We start from the raw sequence: 16,418 nt of genomic DNA, 5'->3' as shown, positions 1-16,418 counted from the left end.
CCTGGAGAGTTCCCCTGTGACTGACGTCGACACCCCCTCTGCCGCGCCCCTCCCGGCCGACGGCTTCGCGCTGTACCCCGACCGCTCCGTCATCGCCCTGCGGGTGAACGGCGAGCTCAAAGACCTCGCGACGGTCGTGCACGCGACGGATGCCGTCGAGCCGATCACGATCGACAGCCCTGACGGGCTCGGCATCCTCCGGCACTCGGCCGCCCACGTGCTCGCCCAGGCTGTCCAGCGGATCAACCCGCAGGCGAACCTCGGCATCGGTCCGCCCATCACGGACGGCTTCTACTACGACTTCGGGGTCGAGCATCCCTTCAGCACCGACGATCTCAAGGCGATCGAGAAGGAGATGCAGCGCATCATCCGCGAGGGTCAGCGCTTCGTTCGACGCGTCGTCACCGATGAAGAGGCGCGAGCCGAGCTCGTCGATGAGCCGTTCAAGCTCGAGCTCATCGGGCTGAAGGGCCCCGCTTCGACCGGCTCAGGGACCGCGGCAGCGGAGATCGCCGAGGGCGCGTCCGTCGAGGTGGGCGCGGGCGAGCTGACCATCTACGACAATGTCAACCGCGACGGCGAGACCGTGTGGAAGGACCTCTGCCGCGGCCCTCACCTGCCCAGCACCCGCCTGATCGGCAACGGCTGGGCCTTGACCCGCGTCGCCGGCGCCTACTGGCGCGGCAGCGAGAAGAACCCGCAGCTGCAGCGCATCTACGGCACCGCGTGGCCCACCAAGGACGAGCTGCGCGCCTACCAGCAGCGCCTCGAAGAGGCCGCCAAGCGCGATCACCGCAAGCTGGGCAAGGAGCTCGACCTGTTCTCGTTCCCCGAGGAGATCGGCTCGGGCCTGTCGGTCTGGCATCCGCGCGGTGGTGTCGTGCGCCAGGAGATGGAGCAGCACGCACTGCGACGCCACAAGGCCGCCGGCTATACGTACGTCTACACGCCGCACATCTCGAAGCAGGATCTTTTCATCCAGTCGAACCACCTCGTGACCTACAAGGAGGGGATGTTCCCGCCCATCCACCTCGATGAGGAGCGCGACGAGCACGGCGAGATCACCAAGCACGGCGTCGACTACTACCTGAAGCCGATGAACTGCCCGATGCACATCCTGATCTACAAGGAGCGCGCCCGCAGCTACCGCGACCTGCCGATGCGGCTCGCCGAGAACGGCACGGTCTATCGCAACGAGCTCTCCGGCGCCCTGCACGGCCTCACCCGCGTCCGCGGCTTCACGCAGGACGACTCGCACCTGTTCGTGACCCCCGACCAGCTCGAGGAGGAGACCACTCGCGTCCTCGAGTTCGTCGTCTCCATGCTCCGCGACTTCGGGCTGAGCGAGTTCGAGCTCGAGCTGTCGATGCGGGATGACGAGAAGGCAAAGTGGATCGGCTCCGATGAGTTCTGGGACTACTCGACGAATGCGCTGCGCAACGTCGCATTGAAGAGCGGGCTCAAGCTCACCGAGGTGCCCGGCGAGGCAGCGTTCTACGGACCCAAGATCGACCTGAAGACCAAGGATGCGATCGGCCGCACCTGGCAGCTCTCGACCGTGCAGGTCGACCCGAACCTGCCGGAGCGGTTCGAGCTCGAGTACACCGACCGCGACGGTCAGAAGAAGCGCCCGATCATGATCCACCGCGCGCTGTTCGGATCGATCGAGCGGTTCTTCGCGATCCTGCTGGAGCACTACGCCGGTGCGTTCCCGGTGTGGCTCTCGCCGGTGCAGGTCGTCGGCATCCCGGTCGCCGAGGAGTACGCCGACTATCTCGGTGAGGTCGTCGCACAGCTCGTCGCGGACGGTGTTCGCGCCGAGCTCGACCACAGTGATGATCGGATGCAGAAGAAGATCCGAACCCATACCACGCACAAGGTTCCGCTCATGCTCATCGCGGGTGAGCAGGACCGCTCGGCGGGCACCGTGTCGTTCCGGTTCAGGGACGGGTCGCAGCAGAACGGCGTGCCGATCGCGGACGCCGTGCGCCGCATCCACGAAGCGATCGCGTCGCGGGCGCTCGTGAACACGGCCGAGGAGTTCGCGTGACCCGGCAATGCGCGCGAGCGTCGGTCGCTGAGCCTGTCGAAGCGTCCGATGCTTCCGGCCCTTCGACAGGCTCAGGGACCTATCGATGACCGACGACGCCGAGCTCATCGATGCCGCAACGCTTCCGGGCGTGCCCGACGAGTTCCAGCGGCTCTGGACGCCTCACCGCATGGCGTACATCAAGGCGGGCCCCGAACCGCTGCGGAAGACCTGCCCGTTCTGCGCGGCACCCGGCATGAAGGACGAGGATGCGCTCATCGTCGCACGAGGACGCACCGCTTACGCACTGCTGAACCTCTTCCCCTACAACTCCGGTCACCTCCTCATCTGTCCGTACCGCCACATCGCCACGTACGACCAGGCCACCGACGAAGAGGTCGCGGAGATCGGCGCGCTCTCACAGCAGGCGATGCGCGTGCTGCGCTCCGTCTCGCGATGCGACGGCTTCAACCTCGGGATGAACCAGGGGAGCGTTGCGGGAGCGGGCATCGACGAGCATCTGCACCAGCACATCGTGCCCCGCTGGGGCTCTGACGCGAACTTCTTTCCGATCATCGCCAAGACCAAGGCGCTCCCGCAGCTGCTGGGCGAGGTTCGCCAGTCGATCGCAGACGCCTGGCACGCGTAGTCCCACACGATCCGTCCGGATGCCGGGCCACGACCGCACCGGTGGCATTGCGGCTGCGGCGGGCGCGGCATCCCACCCGAACTAGAATCGAAGATTATGACTGAGAAGACCCCCACCGTCGGTTCGAGTCGCGTCAAGCGCGGTCTCGCCGAGATGCTCAAGGGCGGCGTCATCATGGACGTCGTCACCGTCGAGCAGGCGAAGATCGCCGAGGATGCCGGAGCCGTCGCCGTGATGGCGCTCGAGCGAGTGCCCGCCGATATCCGTGCCCAGGGCGGCGTTTCGCGCATGAGCGACCCCGACATGATCGACGGGATCATCGAGGCGGTCTCGATCCCGGTGATGGCCAAGGCACGGATCGGGCACTTCGTCGAGGCGCAGGTGCTGCAGGAGCTCGGAGTCGACTACATCGACGAGTCCGAGGTGCTCTCGCCGGCGGACTATGTCAACCACATCGACAAGTGGGGCTTCACGGTTCCGTTCGTCTGCGGTGCGACGAACCTGGGCGAGGCGCTGCGGCGCATCAACGAGGGCGCGGCGATGATCCGCTCGAAGGGCGAGGCCGGCACGGGTGACGTGTCGGAGGCGACCAAGCACATCCGCAAGATCCTGGGCGAGATCAACGTGCTGCGCTCACTGACGAAGGACGAGCTGTACGTCGCGGCCAAGGAGCTGCAGGCGCCCTACGAGCTCGTCGCGGAGGTCGCCGAGACCGGCAAGCTGCCCGTGGTGCTGTTCGTCGCGGGCGGCGTGGCGACTCCTGCCGACGCCGCGATGATGATGCAGCTGGGCGCCGACGGCGTGTTCGTGGGCTCCGGCATCTTCAAGTCGGGCAACCCCGCCGAGCGTGCCGCTGCGATCGTCAAGGCCACCACGTTCTTCGACGACGCGAAGGTCATCGCGGACGTGTCGCGCGGCCTCGGTGAGGCGATGGTCGGCATCAACGTGACGGACCTCGCCGCGCCGCACCGCCTCGCCGAGCGTGGCTGGTAACCCCCTGAGTCTGCCGAGGCGTCCGCACGTCGGCATCCTCGCACTGCAGGGCGACGTGCGGGAGCACGCGCTGGTGCTGCGCAACCTCGGCGCCGAGGTGTCCCTGGTGCGTCGTCCGTCTGAACTCGCGGCCGTCGACGGCCTGGTCATCCCCGGCGGCGAGTCGAGCGTGATCGACAAGCTCTCGCGCGCCTTCGGCATGCAGGAGCCGGTGCGCGCCGCGATCGCAGCGGGGATGCCGGTATACGGCACATGCGCGGGCATGATCATGCTCGCCGACCGGATCACCGGCGCGATCGACGGCCAGGAGACCTTCGGCGGGCTCGACATCGTGGTGGCGCGCAACGCGTTCGGCAGCCAGGTCGACTCGTTCGAGACCGAACTGGAGGTCGACGGCTTCGACGGCGGTCCGGTGCACGCGACCTTCATCCGCGCCCCGCTCGTGACCAGCGTCGGCGACCGGGCGACGGCGATCGCGACTCTCCCCGACGGGGGAGTCGTGGCCGTCGAGCAGGGCTCGATCCTCGCGACCGCGTTCCATCCCGAGGTGTCGGGCGAGACGCGCTTCCACGAGCGGTTCCTCGGGCGGGTACGCTCGGCGGCATGACGTGCTGGGTCGCGCTGCTCCGCGGAGTGAACGTCGGCGGCATCACGATCCGAAGCGCCGACCTCGCGGCGCTCTTCCGAGACGAGCTGGGCTTCGATGCGGTGCGGACCTTCCTCGCGAGCGGCAACGTCCGATTCGAGACGGCGGATGCGGCATCCGCCCGCAAGAAGCTGAAAGCCGCGATCGAGAAGGCGCTCCGCGGGCGCTTCGACTACGACGCCTGGATCGTGCTCGTGACGCTGCCAGAACTGGAGCACGCGATCGAGAGGTTCCCGTTCGACGCGAGGGCGGATGCACGTCAGCCATGGGTGGTGTTCTGCGTCGACGACGAGACCCGCGACGAGGTGATCGCCGCCGCGGACGTCTTCGACAAGGACGTGGATCCGGTGGCGGAAGGCCCCGGCGTCATCTATTGGAACCCCGTCAAGGGCACCTCGACCGACACTCCGTTCGCCAAGGTGCTGTCGAAAGCGCGATACAAGGCGACCACCACGACCCGGAACCTCCGGACTCTCGTCAAGATCGCCTCATGACCCGCTTGCCCGGGGCATCCGGCCGGCTGTAGCCTGCGCGGCATCCGCACTCCATCGACGACGAGGAGACTCGATGAGCGTTCCGATGCCCGCCACCGGCGATCAGCCGCCCGCGAAGCTCTGCGATGCGAACGATCTCGTGCTGGCACATCAGAGCTTCCGGCGGCTCTACGCGCTCGCCCCCGACGCGGTGCGGCATGCCGATGCCGATGATCGACGCCGGATCGACTCGATCGCGAAGAACGTCGCCCTCATCAACGACGCGCTTCATCATCACCACCGGTTCGAGGACGACTATCTCTGGGACACCCTCGAGGGGCGTCGGCCGGCGTGCGCGCTCCATGTGGCCGCGATGAAGCGCGATCATGCGGATGTCGCCCACCTGCTCGACGACGCGCCCCAACTCATCGAGGCATGGCGCAGGGCTCCCGGCCCCGACACCGCCACGGCGCTGGGCGACAAGCTGGACGACATCGCTCGCGTTCTCGGCGCGCACCTGAACGCTGAGGAGGAGCACATCGTCCCGGTGATCGAAGAGGTCATCACCGCGACCGAGTGGGAGGAGATGGGCGAGGTCGTGCAGAAGACCTACCACCGCTCCCAGATCTTCATGTTCTACGGCTTGATCCTCGAGGTCATGTCACCCGCGGAGCGGGCGGAGCTGGAGAAGGAGGTCCCGCTGCCGATCAAGGTGCTCTACGCGCTCGTCGGGCGTCGTCAGTACGCGCGGATCATGCACGACCTGAGACCCACCCGCTGAGCGGCCACGTCCTCCGGACGAGGTCTAGGCCGCGACGAGCCGGCGTATCGCGGCGAGGGTGCGCTCGATGTCGTCCGGCGACGTCACCCACGATGACATCGAGCAGCGCAGCACCGCGTGACCATCCCACTCGGCGCCGGTGACGACCGCCGTCCCCTCCTCGAGGATGTCGGCGCCGAGCGTTCGCGTCGCGTCGTCGTCATCGAGCCGGAACATCACCTGCGTATACGGCACCTCGTTCACGACGGTGACGCCCGGGATGTCGGCGAGGCCCGCCGCCATCGCGGCGGCGTTCGCGTGCAGGCGGTCGACCAGCTCGACGACGCCGCTCCGGCCGAGGCTGCGCAGCGCGGCCCAGACGGGCACCCCGCGTGCCCGCCTCGACAGCTCCGGGCTGATATCCCACGGGTCCAGCCCCGTGTACACGAGGTAGTCGCCACCGGTGCGGAACATCGCGATCGAATCCGCGGGATCGCGAACGATCGCCATCCCGCAGTCGTAGGGGACGTTGAGCGTCTTGTGGGCGTCGGTGGTCCACGAGTCCGCTTCTTCGGCGCCCGCCATGAGCGGGCGAAGGGCGGGGGATGCCGCGGCCCACAGCCCGAACGCGCCGTCGACGTGCACCCATGCACCGTGCGCGCGCGCCAGCGGGATGAGCTCCGCGAACGGGTCGAAAGCGCCGGTGTGAACCTCTCCGGCCTGCAGGCAGACGATGGCGTGGCCGGGCTGGATGCCGGCGAGCGCGCCCTCGAGCGCCTCCGGCTTCATCCGCCCTGCGCCGTCGGCCGCGACCGTGTCGAGGTCATCGCTGCCCAAGCCGAGGAATCGCCCCGCGCGGTCGATGGAGCCGTGCCGGTGCTCCCCGACCACCAGCCGCACCTCGGGCGCGCCACGGGCGCCGCGCTCGTTCAGGTTCCATCCGAGGCGTGCGAGCGTCGCCCGCCGTGCGACCGCGAGACAGGTGAAGTTCGAGACCTGGGCGCCCGTGACGAATCCCACCGATGCGGATGCCGGAAGCCCCAGCAGTTCGAGGATCCAGTCACCGGCGATGCGCTCGAGCGCGACGGTGGTCGGCGTCACGAGGCTCGACCCGGAGTTCTGGTCCCAGGCCGAGACCAGCCAGTCCACGGCGAGGGCGGCCGGGAGGGTGCCGCCGATCACGAAGCCGTAGAACCGGCCACCGGGGATCGCCACGAGGCCCGGATCCGCCTTCGCAGCCAGTTCGGCCACGACCGCCTCGGCGTCCATCCCCTGATCGGGCACCGCGCCGCCGAAGACGCCCACCATCTCGTCGAGCGTCGCGCGCGGCCAGACCGGGCGATCGGGGAGGCTGGCGAGAAAGTCGGTGGCAGCTCGGTGCGCAGCATCGAGCGCTCTGGCGCGCTCATCCATGCGGCTCAGTGTGGCATCGACGCACAGGGCGGACAAGGACGGTGCGTTCGAGCGGCCGATGCGAGCGGACCAGCCGCCGGCCGGCGCCCGCATAGACCGGGCGACGTGCTGAACTCCCGTAAAATGGAAGTGATCTACCGAGGAGGCAGTGCCGATGTCCGGTCATTCCAAGTGGGCCACCACCAAGCACAAGAAAGCCGTCATCGACGGCCGCCGAGCCAAGTCGTTCGCCAAGCTCATCAAGAACATCGAAGTCGCAGCCAAGATGGGCGGCGCCGACATGGCCGGCAACCCGACGCTGCAGGACGCCGTTCAGAAGGCCAAGAAGACGTCGGTGCCCAATGACAACATCGATCGCGCGATCAAGCGCGGCGCGGGCCTCACCGGCGAGTCCATCGAGTACACGACGATCATGTACGAGGGCTATGGGCCGCACGGCGTCGCACTGCTCATCGAGTGTCTGACCGACAACAAGAACCGCGCCGCCGCAGAGGTGCGCACGCTCATGACCCGCAACGGCGGCACCATGGCGGATCCCGGCAGCGTGGCGTACAACTTCTCCCGCAAGGGCGTGATCGTCGTCGGCGGCGAAGGCACCAGCGAAGACGACGTGATGCTGGCGGTCCTCGAGGCCGGCGCCGAGGAGATCGAGCCGCACGCGCAGGGCTTCGAGGTGATCACCGAGGCATCCGACCTCGTCAAGGTGCGCTCGGCATTGCAAGCGGCCGACATCGACTACGAATCCGCCGACGTCGAGTTCGTTCCCTCGCTCAAGGTCGAGGTCGATGCCGACACCGCCCGCAAGGTGTTCCGGCTCATCGACGCGCTCGAAGACAGCGACGACGTTCAGAACGTCTACAGCAACTTCGACCTCACGCCCGAGGTGCAGGCCGAACTCGAGGACGACGACGAGTAGCCCTCGCCGCCGGGGCCGGGCGCGCCTCGGCGTCCAGCCGCGCGCCCGCACCTAGCCTGGGGGAGTGCCTTCCAAACCTGCACGCGGTGCGCTCCGAGTGCTCGGGATCGACCCCGGACTGACCCGGTGCGGCGTCGGGGTGGTGGATGTGGCCCCCGACCGTTCTGCGACGCTCGTGTACGTCGGCGTGCTGCGGTCCGACCACGGCGACCCGATCGAGCGCCGGCTGGCTTCGATCGCGGCGGGCCTTCGCGCGGTCATCGATGATCACGGTCCGGCGGTCGTCGCCGTGGAGCGCGTCTTCGCGCAGCACAACCGCCAGACCGTCATGGGCACGGCGCAGGCGAGCGGCATCGCGCTGCTCGTGGCGGGCGAGCGCGGGCTTCCGGCCGCGACCCACACGCCGACCGAGATCAAAGCGGCGATCACCGGTTACGGCGCGGCCGACAAGCGGCAGGTCCAGGCGATGGTCGCCCGCATCCTGCGCCTGGATGAGGTCCCGAAGCCGGCCGACGCCGCCGATGCTCTCGCGCTCGCGCTGTGCCACGCCTGGCGCGGCGGTCCGGTGGCGGCGGCATCCGGTCCCCTGACGCCCGCCCAGCGCGCGTGGGCGGATGCGGAGCGGCTCGCGCGACGGTGAGCGTGTCGCTCGAACAAACCTGCGAACGGACCGTAGGCTCCCAGCATGATCTCTTCAGTCCGCGGCACCGCCGTGCATGTCGACGTGGACTCGGTGGTGGTCGAGGTGGGCGGAGTCGGACTCGCCGTCGCCGTGACCTCGCAGGTCGCCAGGGCGACGCACGTCGGCGACTCCGTGACGCTGCACACCAGCCTCATCGTGCGTGAGGACGCGCTGTCGCTGTTCGGCTTCGAGTCCCGCGATGAGCTGCAGGTCTTCACCCAGCTGCTCGGGGTCACCGGCGTCGGACCCAAATCGGCACTCGGCGTCCTTTCGACGCTCACGGTCTCGCAGATCGCCGATGCCGTCACGGCCGACGACGACGCGCCGTTCCGTCGCGTATCGGGGATCGGGCCGAAGACAGCCAAGCTGATCGTGGTCCAGCTCGCCGGCAAGATCCAGGCTCCATCGTCCGGCGCATCATCCAGCCGCGTCTCGACGCCGATGGTCTCGGTGCAGGTCGTCCAGGCACTGGTCGGGCTGGGCTGGTCGGAACGCACCGCCACGGAGGCACTGGAGTCGGTCGCCGCGGACGCCGGCGACGCCGATCGCGCCTCGGTACCTGCCCTGCTGCGCCTGACGCTGGCAGCGCTCGGCCCGGCGCGCAAGGAGTCCGTCAGTGGATGAGCTGCGCGAGACGGCCAAGCCCGTCGATGAGACCGAACTCGCGATCGAGGGCGCCCTGCGACCCACCTCGCTCGCGGAGTTCGTCGGACAGCAGAAGGTGCGGGGACAGCTGCAGCTGCTGCTGGATGCCGCGCGCATCCAGCAGCGTCCTGCCGACCACATCCTGCTCTCGGGCCCGCCAGGACTGGGCAAGACGACCCTCGCGATGATCGTCGCCCATGAGAGCAACCGGCCGCTCCGTCTGTCGAGCGGACCCGCGATCCAGCACGCCGGAGATCTCGCCGCCCTGTTGTCGAGTCTGACGCCGGGCGAGGTGCTGTTCATCGACGAGGTCCATCGCATGGCCCGCGCCGCGGAGGAGATGCTGTACCTCGCGATGGAGGACTTCCGCATCGACATCATGGTCGGGAAGGGCGCCGGGGCGACCAGCATCCCGCTCGATCTCGCACCCTTCACCCTCGTGGGTGCGACGACCCGTTCCGGTCTTCTGCCGAACCCGCTTCGAGATCGCTTCGGATTCACGGCGCACCTCGAGTACTACGAGCCGGAAGAGCTCGAGCGCGTGCTCAAGCGCTCCGCCGCGATGCTCGGCGTGAGCGTTCCCGCGGAGCCGCGAGCCGAGATCGCTCGCCGATCCCGCGGCACACCACGCATCGCCAACCGACTGCTCCGCCGCGTCAGGGACTATCTCGTCGTGCACGGCCCGTCGAGCGGGTCGGGAGCGGCGGAAGCGGATGCCGAGACCGTGGATGCCGCACTCAGCCTCTACGACGTCGACTCGATCGGGCTCGACCGCCTCGACCGGGCCGTGCTCGACATGCTCGTGCGCCGATTCCGAGGTGGACCGGTGGGTCTCGGCACACTGGCGGTCGCGGTGGGCGAGGAGCCCGAGACGATCGAATCGGTCGTCGAGCCGTATCTCGTGCGCATAGGGTTCATGGGACGAACGCCGCGCGGTCGGATCGCCACACCCGAGGCGTACGCCCACCTCGGCGTGCCACGCGTCGAGTCGGCGCTCAGATTCGATGACCTATAATCGCTGAAGGCTTTCGCCGAACCCCCTCCTGCAAGGCAGTGCCGCCGTCGTGGCGCGTGCCTCACCCGAAAGGTGCCCCGCCGCCATGGACATTGCGACGTTCTTCCAGAACTACGGCCTGATCCTTCTCCTCGTCGTACTTCTGGTCTTCATGTTCTGGAGCTCGCGTCGTCGCACGGCGAAGCAGAAGCTCGAGCAGGAGGCGAAGGCACGTCAGACGGTGCCCGGCGCCGAGGTGCTCCTGCAGGGCGGGCTCTACGGGACGATCGTCTCGTACGACCCCGACAACCTCGACCAGCCCGCCATCGTCGAGCTGGCGCCCGGTGTCGAGATCAAGGTGCACAGCGGGGCCATCCTCCGCGTCGTGACCCCGACCGAAGACACCTTCACCGAAGACGATCTCGCCGACGACGAGGCGACCGAAGAGGGTTACGTCGAGGATGTCGCGGAAGACAGCCGTCAGATCGTGAGCGACACCACCGACCCCGAGCCCGAGTCCGGTTCGAAGCCGCAGGCCTGACCTTCCTGCCTGCTCGGCACCCTCAGAAAGCTGACCTTTCGTGGCGACATCCACCCCCGTCCGGCATGCCTGGCGCGCGCTGACCGGCCTCCTCGTGATCACGGCCCTCCTGGCCGGCATCAACGCCCTGGGCGTCTACGTCTTCCAGCAGAGTTCGTGGGCTCCTTCGCTCGCCCTCGACCTCCAGGGCGGTACGCAGATCATCCTCGAGGCGCAGACCGAAGACGGTGTGCCGCCGACGACCGAGCAGATGGATCAGGCCGTCACGATCATCCGCCAGCGCGTCGATGCGTCGGGTGTCGGCGAGGCCGACGTGACGACGCAGTCAGGCAACCAGATCGTCGTGCAGATCCCGGGTCAGGCAGACGAAGAGACCCGCAACCGCATCGAGGCCTCCGCGCAGCTCCAGCTGCGCGCGGTGCTCTTCACCGCCGCTCCGGCCACCTCGTTCGTGGGTGAGGACGGCAAGGAGACTCCCTACCCGACGCCCGATCCGACGCTCGTCGCGACGCCGACGGCAACGCCGACGGACGGCAGCGACCTTGCATGGATCACGCCCGCACTGCAGGCCGAGTTCCTCGCGTACGACTGCGCGAACCCCGACAACAACCCGGCCGCCGAGCCGACCAACGAGCCGCTCGTCACGTGTGACGTGAACGGCACCGCGAAGTACATCCTCGGCCCGGTCGAGCTCGACGGTTCGTCCATCGACGACGCATCCTTCGGCCTCGAGCAGAACAGCGGCCAGTGGGCGGTCAACCTCCGCTTCGACGACGAGGGCACCAAGACCTTCGGCGAGATCAGCCAGCGCCTGTACGGCGCCGACTCGCCGCGCAACCAGTTCGCCTTCGTGCTCGACGGCTCGGTGCTCTCGGCGCCCTCCATGAACGCGATCATCCTCGGCGGAGACCCCAGCATCACGGGCAGCTTCACGCAGGAGAGCTCGAAGACGCTCGCAGACCAGCTCAAGTACGGCGCGCTGCCGCTGAGCTTCACCGTCGAGAGCTCCAACTCGATCTCAGCCACGCTCGGGTCGCAGCAGCTCGCGATCGGCGTGATCGCCGGCCTCATCGGTCTGGCACTCGTCGCGCTCTACTCGCTCATCGTCTATCGCGCGCTCGGCTTCATCATCATCGCGTCGCTCATCGTGATGGCGGTGCTCACCTACCTCACGCTCTGCATACTCGCGTGGCGCATGGGCTTCCGCCTGTCGCTCGCCGGCGTCGCGGGCCTCATCGTCACCATCGGCTTCACGGCGGACTCGTTCATCGTGTACTTCGAGCGAATACGAGACGAGCTCCGCGACGGCAAGTCGATCACGAGCGCCGTCGAGGACGGCTGGGGTCGCGCCAAGCGGACGATCTACATCTCGAAGTCGATCAACATCCTCGCGGCGGTGGTGCTCTACATCCTCGCGGATGCGACCGTGAAGGGCTTCGCGTTCACCCTCGGACTCACGACGGCCATCGACGTGCTGATCTTCATCCTGTTCACCCACCCGGTGCTCCAGCTGCTCGCGCGCACCAAGTTCTTCGGCTCCGGGCATCCGCTGTCCGGCCTCGATCCCGTCGCCCTCGGCGCCGTCTACCGCGGTCGTGCGCAGTTCCGCGCGCCCGTAGCGCAGACGACCACCGCCGCGGGCCGCCGTACGGGCAAGTCCCGCGGTGAGGCGGTTCGCCGTCAGACGATCGCAGAGCGCAAGCAGGCGGAGCTCGCCGGCGCGACGACGGACAAGTCCAAACCCGGCACGACCGCCAAGGAGGGAGACGACTGATGGCACGCTCCATGAGCCAGCTCGGCAACGACCTCTACACCGGCAAGACCTCGTTCCCCTTCGTGGGCCGTCGTCGCCTGTGGTTCCTGATCGCCGCGATCCTCGTGATCGGCTCGGCGCTGGTGCCGCTCTTCCGTCCGATCCAGTTCTCGATCGAGTTCACCGGTGGCTCGCAGTTCACGGTGAGCGGCGTCGAGACGACCGACCAGACCATCGCGACCGATGCCGTCCAGTCCGTCGTCCCTGATTCGACGACCAAGGTCGTGACTGTCGGCACCGACACCGTCCGCGTGCAGACGACCCAGATGACGGATGCCGAGACCCGCGAGGTCTCTGCCGCGCTCGCCGAGGCATACAACGTTCCCACCGACCAGGTGAGCGCGTCGTTCATCGGCCCCAGCTGGGGAGCCGACGTGACGCGGCAGTCGCTGTGGGGACTCGCGATCTTCCTCGCACTGACCTTCCTCATCCTGGCGCTGTACTTCCGCACCTGGAAGATGTCGGTCTCCGCGATCATCGGCCTGATCGACGTGCTGGTGATCACGATCGGCGTGTACGCGCTGTTCGGGTTCGAGATCTCACCGGCCGCGGTCATCGGATTCCTGACGATCCTGTCGTACGCGCTGTACGACACGACCGTCGTGTTCGACAAGATCCGGGAGAATACGAGCGAGGACGGCGAAGTGTCGGGTCGCACGTTCGGCGGTTCGGTGAACCTCGCGGTCAATCAGACGCTGATCCGGTCGATCAACACGACGATCGTGGCCGTCCTGCCGACCGGAGCGATCCTGTTCATCGGCGTGATCTGGGTCGGCGCGCAGACGCTGACAGACCTTTCGCTGGCGATCTTCGTCGGAACGATCGTCGCGGCATACTCGACGATCTTCGTGGCCGCGCCGCTGTACTCGCTGCTGCGCGAAAACGAGCCCCCGATCAAGGCGCGCGACCAGCGAGTGCTTGCCGCTCGCGCGCTGGCGGGCACACCCGCCTGACCGGCACGCCGGCCCGGCGAAGGGCACCTCTCACGCGGCGTAGGATTGTGAGGTCCAGCGGAGGGGAGGGGATCGGATGACCGAGACCGTCCCTCCCGCACAGACTTCGTCACTGCGGCGGCTCGTGCCTCGGATCTTCTCACGATCGGCGCGACGCGATGACGTCGAGCAGCTGCTGCGCACCGTGCGGACGCACCATCCCAAGGGCGATCTGTCGATCATCGAGCGGGCATACGCCGTCGCCGAACAGGCACACCGGGGTCAGGAGCGGCGAAGCGGCGAGCCGTACATCACGCATCCTCTGGCGGTGGCCCAGATCCTCGCGGACCTGGGGCTCGGACCCCGCGCGATCGCCGCGGCGTTGCTGCACGACACGGTCGAGGACACCGATTACAGCCTCGAATCGCTGACCGCCGAGTTCGGCGACGAGGTCGCGATGCTGGTGGATGGAGTCACCAAGCTCGACAAGGTCAAGTACGGCGAGAGCGCACAGGCCGAGACCGTTCGCAAGATGATCGTCGCGATGTCGCGCGACATCCGCGTGCTGCTGATCAAGCTCGCCGACCGACTGCACAACGCCCGCACGTGGGGCTTCGTCCCGCCCGAGAAGGCGCAGAAGAAGGCCACCGAGACGCTGGAGATCTACGCTCCCCTCGCACACCGGCTCGGCATCCAGACGATCAAGTCCGAGCTCGAGGACCTGTCGTTCGCGGTGCTGCACCCGAAGCTCTACGTCGAGATCGAGAGCCTGGTCAAGCAGCGGACGCCGCAGCGCGAGCAGTACGTGCACAAGGTCATCGAGGCCGTCGACGGCGACCTGCGCGATCTGCGCATCCGCGGGCGCGTTCTGGGCCGGCCCAAGCAGCTGTACTCCGTGTATCAGAAGATGGTCGTGCGCGGTCGCGAGTTCGACGACATCTACGACCTGATCGGCATCCGGATCCTCGTGGGCAGCGTCCGCGACTGCTACGCCGTGCTCGGCGCGATCCACGCGCGGTGGACGCCGCTGCCCGGGCGGTTCAAGGACTACATCGCGACGCCCAAGTTCAACCTCTATCAGTCGCTCCACACCACCGTGATCGGCCCTGGCGGACGCACGGTCGAAATACAGATCCGCACCAACGAGATGCACCAGCAGGCCGAGTACGGCGTCGCGGCGCACTGGAAGTACAAGGAGCGCATGGCGGGCGGCAAGATCGACCCGAAGAGCTCCGACACCGACATGGCGTGGCTCGCGCACATCTCGGACTGGCAGGCGGAGACCGCCGATCCGGGCGAGTTCCTCGACTCGCTGCGGTTCGAGATCGGCGCGAAGGAGGTCTACGTCTTCACCCCGAAGGGCCGGGTCGTCGGACTTCCGGCGGGCGCCACGCCCGTCGACTTCGCTTACGCGGTGCACACCGAGGTCGGGCACCGGACCATGGGCGCGAAGGTGAACGGCCGGCTGGTGCCGCTCGAATCCGAGCTCAAGAGCGGCGACGTCGTCGAGGTCTTCACATCGAAGAATCCGGATGCCGGACCCAGCCAGGACTGGCTCGGGTTCGTCAAGAGCACCCGGGCGCGCAGCAAGATCCGCGGCTGGTTCACAAAAGAGCGTCGCGAAGAAGCGGTCGAGCAGGGTAAAGAGGCGATCGCGCGAGCGATGCGCCGGCAGAACCTGCCGCTGCAGCGTCTGATGAGTCAGGACTCGTTCACCGAGGTCGCCCAGCAGCTGCGGTACGAAGACGTCACGGCGCTCTATGCCGCGGTCGGCGAGGGCCACGTCTCGACGCAGTCGGTCATCGAGAAGGTGACTGCGCTCGTCGGTTCGAACGACACGACAACGGGCCCCATCGATCTTCCTGCCGTCGGCCGTGCGCGGCAGTCGCGCAACGGCGACTCCGGCATCCTGGTACGCGGGGCGCCCGACATCCTCGTCAAGCTCGCGAAATGCTGCACGCCGGTGCCCGGCGACCCGATCGTCGGCTTCGTCACCCGGGGGAGCGGCGTCTCGGTGCATCGCGCCGACTGCACGAACGTCAAGTCGCTGCAGTCCGACCCGGAACGACTCATCGACGTCGAGTGGGCGCCCACCACGAAGAGCATCTTCCTCGTGCACATCCAGGTCGAAGCGCTCGATCGCTCGGGCCTGCTCAGCGACGTGACCCGCGTGCTGAGTGAGCATCACGTCAACATCCTCTCGGCGACGGTCTCGACGACGAACGACCGGCTCGCACTCAGCAGGTTCGTGTTCGAGATGGGCGACATCGTGCACCTCGATCGAGTGCTCAACGCCGTCCGGCGCATCGACGCGGTGTACGACGTCTACCGCGTCACGACATCCTGATCGAGCGCACAGCGGCGAAGAACGCGAAGCCCGGCGCGCTTGTGGGGGAGCCTCGGATGCGCCGTGAGCCACTCGATGGCCCGATCCACCGAACCCGGATCGTTCACGCCGAACAGCACGACAGCCCGCGCATGTTCCGGGTCGTCGACCCGTGACAGGTCGGCAAGCGTGCGGGCCGGCGTCGTGACCCAGACTCCGCCGATGCGCACGAGGTCAGCCGGATCGACGCTGAGGTCGCGGTAGACCAGGCGCCGGTCGGGAATGCGATGCAGCCGGCGCGCGACCGCGCGCTGCACGGTGTGCCGCGGAGGCTGCGCGGGCAGCACGCCGTGGATCCAGGCGGCCGTCAGATGGGTCGCCGCAAGGGTGTCGCCGAGGATGCCGGCCAGCGATCCGGCGCGGAGTGCGCTCGTCTCGACGGCATCGGCCGGGATGTAGGCGTCACCGAGCCCGACGAGGTCGCCGTCGAGGCATGCAGCCGACAGCTCGGCCTGCGAGAGCCGATCGTCGACGAAGTACAGGAACGGTGAGGCCATAAGGGCAGTGTGTCCCACGCCGACCCCGCGCGAGCGTCCTGAGCGGGGG

At 67.9% G+C, this 16,418-nt stretch carries 16 protein-coding genes; 14 read left to right on the top strand and 2 right to left on the bottom strand.

The window, feature by feature from the left end; genetic code table 11:
- Positions 1-16 precede the first annotated feature (16 nt).
- The 6 genes from thrS to ABD188_RS12410 all read left to right on the top strand — a co-directional run bounded on the left by thrS (position 17) and on the right by ABD188_RS12410 (position 5,571).
- A complete protein-coding gene (gene thrS / locus ABD188_RS12435; protein ID WP_344062624.1) occupies positions 17-2,050 on the top strand; it encodes a threonine--tRNA ligase in 2,034 nt (677 codons plus the stop codon).
- Between the two features lie 85 nt (positions 2,051-2,135).
- On the top strand, positions 2,136-2,678 hold the full coding sequence (locus tag ABD188_RS12430) for an HIT family protein (RefSeq protein ID WP_344062621.1): 543 nt from the start codon (positions 2,136-2,138) through the stop codon (positions 2,676-2,678).
- A gap of 96 nt (positions 2,679-2,774) precedes the next feature.
- Positions 2,775-3,671: a pyridoxal 5'-phosphate synthase lyase subunit PdxS gene (gene pdxS, locus ABD188_RS12425; RefSeq protein WP_344062618.1), complete on the top strand. Its 897-nt coding sequence runs from the start codon at positions 2,775-2,777 to the stop codon at positions 3,669-3,671.
- Positions 3,661-4,278 carry a pyridoxal 5'-phosphate synthase glutaminase subunit PdxT gene (gene pdxT, locus ABD188_RS12420; protein WP_344062615.1) on the top strand — a complete coding sequence of 206 codons (618 nt, stop codon included), beginning with the start codon at positions 3,661-3,663 and terminating at the stop codon, positions 4,276-4,278. Before pdxS ends, pdxT begins: the two co-directional genes overlap by 11 nt.
- Entirely contained in the window at positions 4,275-4,811 is a 537-nt protein-coding gene (locus ABD188_RS12415; RefSeq protein ID WP_344062612.1) for a DUF1697 domain-containing protein, read from the top strand. The genes pdxT and ABD188_RS12415 overlap by 4 nt, the downstream gene beginning before the upstream one ends.
- Before the next feature lie 73 nt (positions 4,812-4,884).
- A complete protein-coding gene (locus ABD188_RS12410; RefSeq protein WP_344062608.1) occupies positions 4,885-5,571 on the top strand; it encodes a hemerythrin domain-containing protein in 687 nt (228 codons plus the stop codon).
- A 24-nt stretch (positions 5,572-5,595) separates the two neighbouring features.
- On the opposite strand, the gene ABD188_RS12405 is transcribed toward ABD188_RS12410, so the two are convergent.
- Positions 5,596-6,963, bottom strand: coding sequence for a pyridoxal phosphate-dependent decarboxylase family protein (locus ABD188_RS12405; RefSeq protein WP_344062605.1), 1,368 nt, complete (start codon positions 6,961-6,963; stop codon positions 5,596-5,598).
- Between the two features lie 154 nt (positions 6,964-7,117).
- On the opposite strand from ABD188_RS12405, the gene ABD188_RS12400 reads away from it, so the two are divergent.
- The 8 genes from ABD188_RS12400 (at position 7,118) to ABD188_RS12365 (ending at position 15,833) form a co-directional block, all read left to right on the top strand.
- Positions 7,118-7,879, top strand: coding sequence for a YebC/PmpR family DNA-binding transcriptional regulator (locus ABD188_RS12400; RefSeq protein WP_344062602.1), 762 nt, complete (start codon positions 7,118-7,120; stop codon positions 7,877-7,879).
- A gap of 64 nt (positions 7,880-7,943) precedes the next feature.
- Entirely contained in the window at positions 7,944-8,519 is a 576-nt protein-coding gene (gene ruvC, locus ABD188_RS12395) for a crossover junction endodeoxyribonuclease RuvC (RefSeq protein ID WP_344062599.1), read from the top strand.
- Between the two features lie 45 nt (positions 8,520-8,564).
- On the top strand, positions 8,565-9,185 hold the full coding sequence (gene ruvA, locus ABD188_RS12390) for a Holliday junction branch migration protein RuvA (protein WP_344062596.1): 621 nt from the start codon (positions 8,565-8,567) through the stop codon (positions 9,183-9,185).
- Positions 9,178-10,221: a Holliday junction branch migration DNA helicase RuvB gene (gene ruvB, locus ABD188_RS12385; RefSeq protein WP_344062593.1), complete on the top strand. Its 1,044-nt coding sequence runs from the start codon at positions 9,178-9,180 to the stop codon at positions 10,219-10,221. Before ruvA ends, ruvB begins: the two co-directional genes overlap by 8 nt.
- Positions 10,222-10,306: 85 nt before the next feature.
- Entirely contained in the window at positions 10,307-10,741 is a 435-nt protein-coding gene (locus tag ABD188_RS12380; RefSeq protein ID WP_344062590.1) for a preprotein translocase subunit YajC, read from the top strand.
- 40 nt (positions 10,742-10,781) lie between these two features.
- Positions 10,782-12,515: a protein translocase subunit SecD gene (gene secD / locus ABD188_RS12375; protein ID WP_344062587.1), complete on the top strand. Its 1,734-nt coding sequence runs from the start codon at positions 10,782-10,784 to the stop codon at positions 12,513-12,515.
- A complete protein-coding gene (gene secF, locus ABD188_RS12370; RefSeq protein ID WP_344062584.1) occupies positions 12,515-13,507 on the top strand; it encodes a protein translocase subunit SecF in 993 nt (330 codons plus the stop codon). The genes secD and secF overlap by 1 nt, the downstream gene beginning before the upstream one ends.
- 76 nt (positions 13,508-13,583) lie before the next feature.
- A complete protein-coding gene (locus ABD188_RS12365; RefSeq protein WP_344062582.1) occupies positions 13,584-15,833 on the top strand; it encodes a RelA/SpoT family protein in 2,250 nt (749 codons plus the stop codon).
- Here ABD188_RS12365 and ABD188_RS12360 read toward each other — a convergent pair.
- Complete coding sequence (locus ABD188_RS12360; RefSeq protein WP_344062579.1) at positions 15,812-16,369, bottom strand: type IV toxin-antitoxin system AbiEi family antitoxin; 558 nt, start codon at positions 16,367-16,369, stop codon at positions 15,812-15,814. The genes ABD188_RS12365 and ABD188_RS12360 overlap by 22 nt on opposite strands.
- Positions 16,370-16,418 lie beyond the last annotated feature (49 nt).

The organism is Microbacterium pumilum (assembly GCF_039530225.1).
GTDB classification, from domain to species: Bacteria; Actinomycetota; Actinomycetes; order Actinomycetales; family Microbacteriaceae; genus Microbacterium; species Microbacterium pumilum.
This window is presented reverse-complemented; position numbering and strand designations above follow the sequence as displayed.

What these genes read in the sequence shown, in the direction of transcription:
- ABD188_RS12430 (WP_344062621.1), top strand. Translation starts at nt 2,136, where the DNA reads ATGACCGACGACGCCGAGCTCATCGATGCCGCAACGCTTCCGGGCGTG.
- pdxS (WP_344062618.1), top strand. Translation starts at nt 2,775, where the DNA reads ATGACTGAGAAGACCCCCACCGTCGGTTCGAGTCGCGTCAAGCGCGGT.
- ABD188_RS12415 (WP_344062612.1), top strand. Translation starts at nt 4,275, where the DNA reads ATGACGTGCTGGGTCGCGCTGCTCCGCGGAGTGAACGTCGGCGGCATC.
- ABD188_RS12410 (WP_344062608.1), top strand. Translation starts at nt 4,885, where the DNA reads ATGAGCGTTCCGATGCCCGCCACCGGCGATCAGCCGCCCGCGAAGCTC.
- ABD188_RS12405 (WP_344062605.1), bottom strand. Translation starts at nt 6,963, where the DNA reads ATGGATGAGCGCGCCAGAGCGCTCGATGCTGCGCACCGAGCTGCCACC.
- ABD188_RS12400 (WP_344062602.1), top strand. Translation starts at nt 7,118, where the DNA reads ATGTCCGGTCATTCCAAGTGGGCCACCACCAAGCACAAGAAAGCCGTC.
- ruvA (WP_344062596.1), top strand. Translation starts at nt 8,565, where the DNA reads ATGATCTCTTCAGTCCGCGGCACCGCCGTGCATGTCGACGTGGACTCG.
- ABD188_RS12380 (WP_344062590.1), top strand. Translation starts at nt 10,307, where the DNA reads ATGGACATTGCGACGTTCTTCCAGAACTACGGCCTGATCCTTCTCCTC.
- secF (WP_344062584.1), top strand. Translation starts at nt 12,515, where the DNA reads ATGGCACGCTCCATGAGCCAGCTCGGCAACGACCTCTACACCGGCAAG.
- ABD188_RS12365 (WP_344062582.1), top strand. Translation starts at nt 13,584, where the DNA reads ATGACCGAGACCGTCCCTCCCGCACAGACTTCGTCACTGCGGCGGCTC.
- ABD188_RS12360 (WP_344062579.1), bottom strand. Translation starts at nt 16,369, where the DNA reads ATGGCCTCACCGTTCCTGTACTTCGTCGACGATCGGCTCTCGCAGGCC.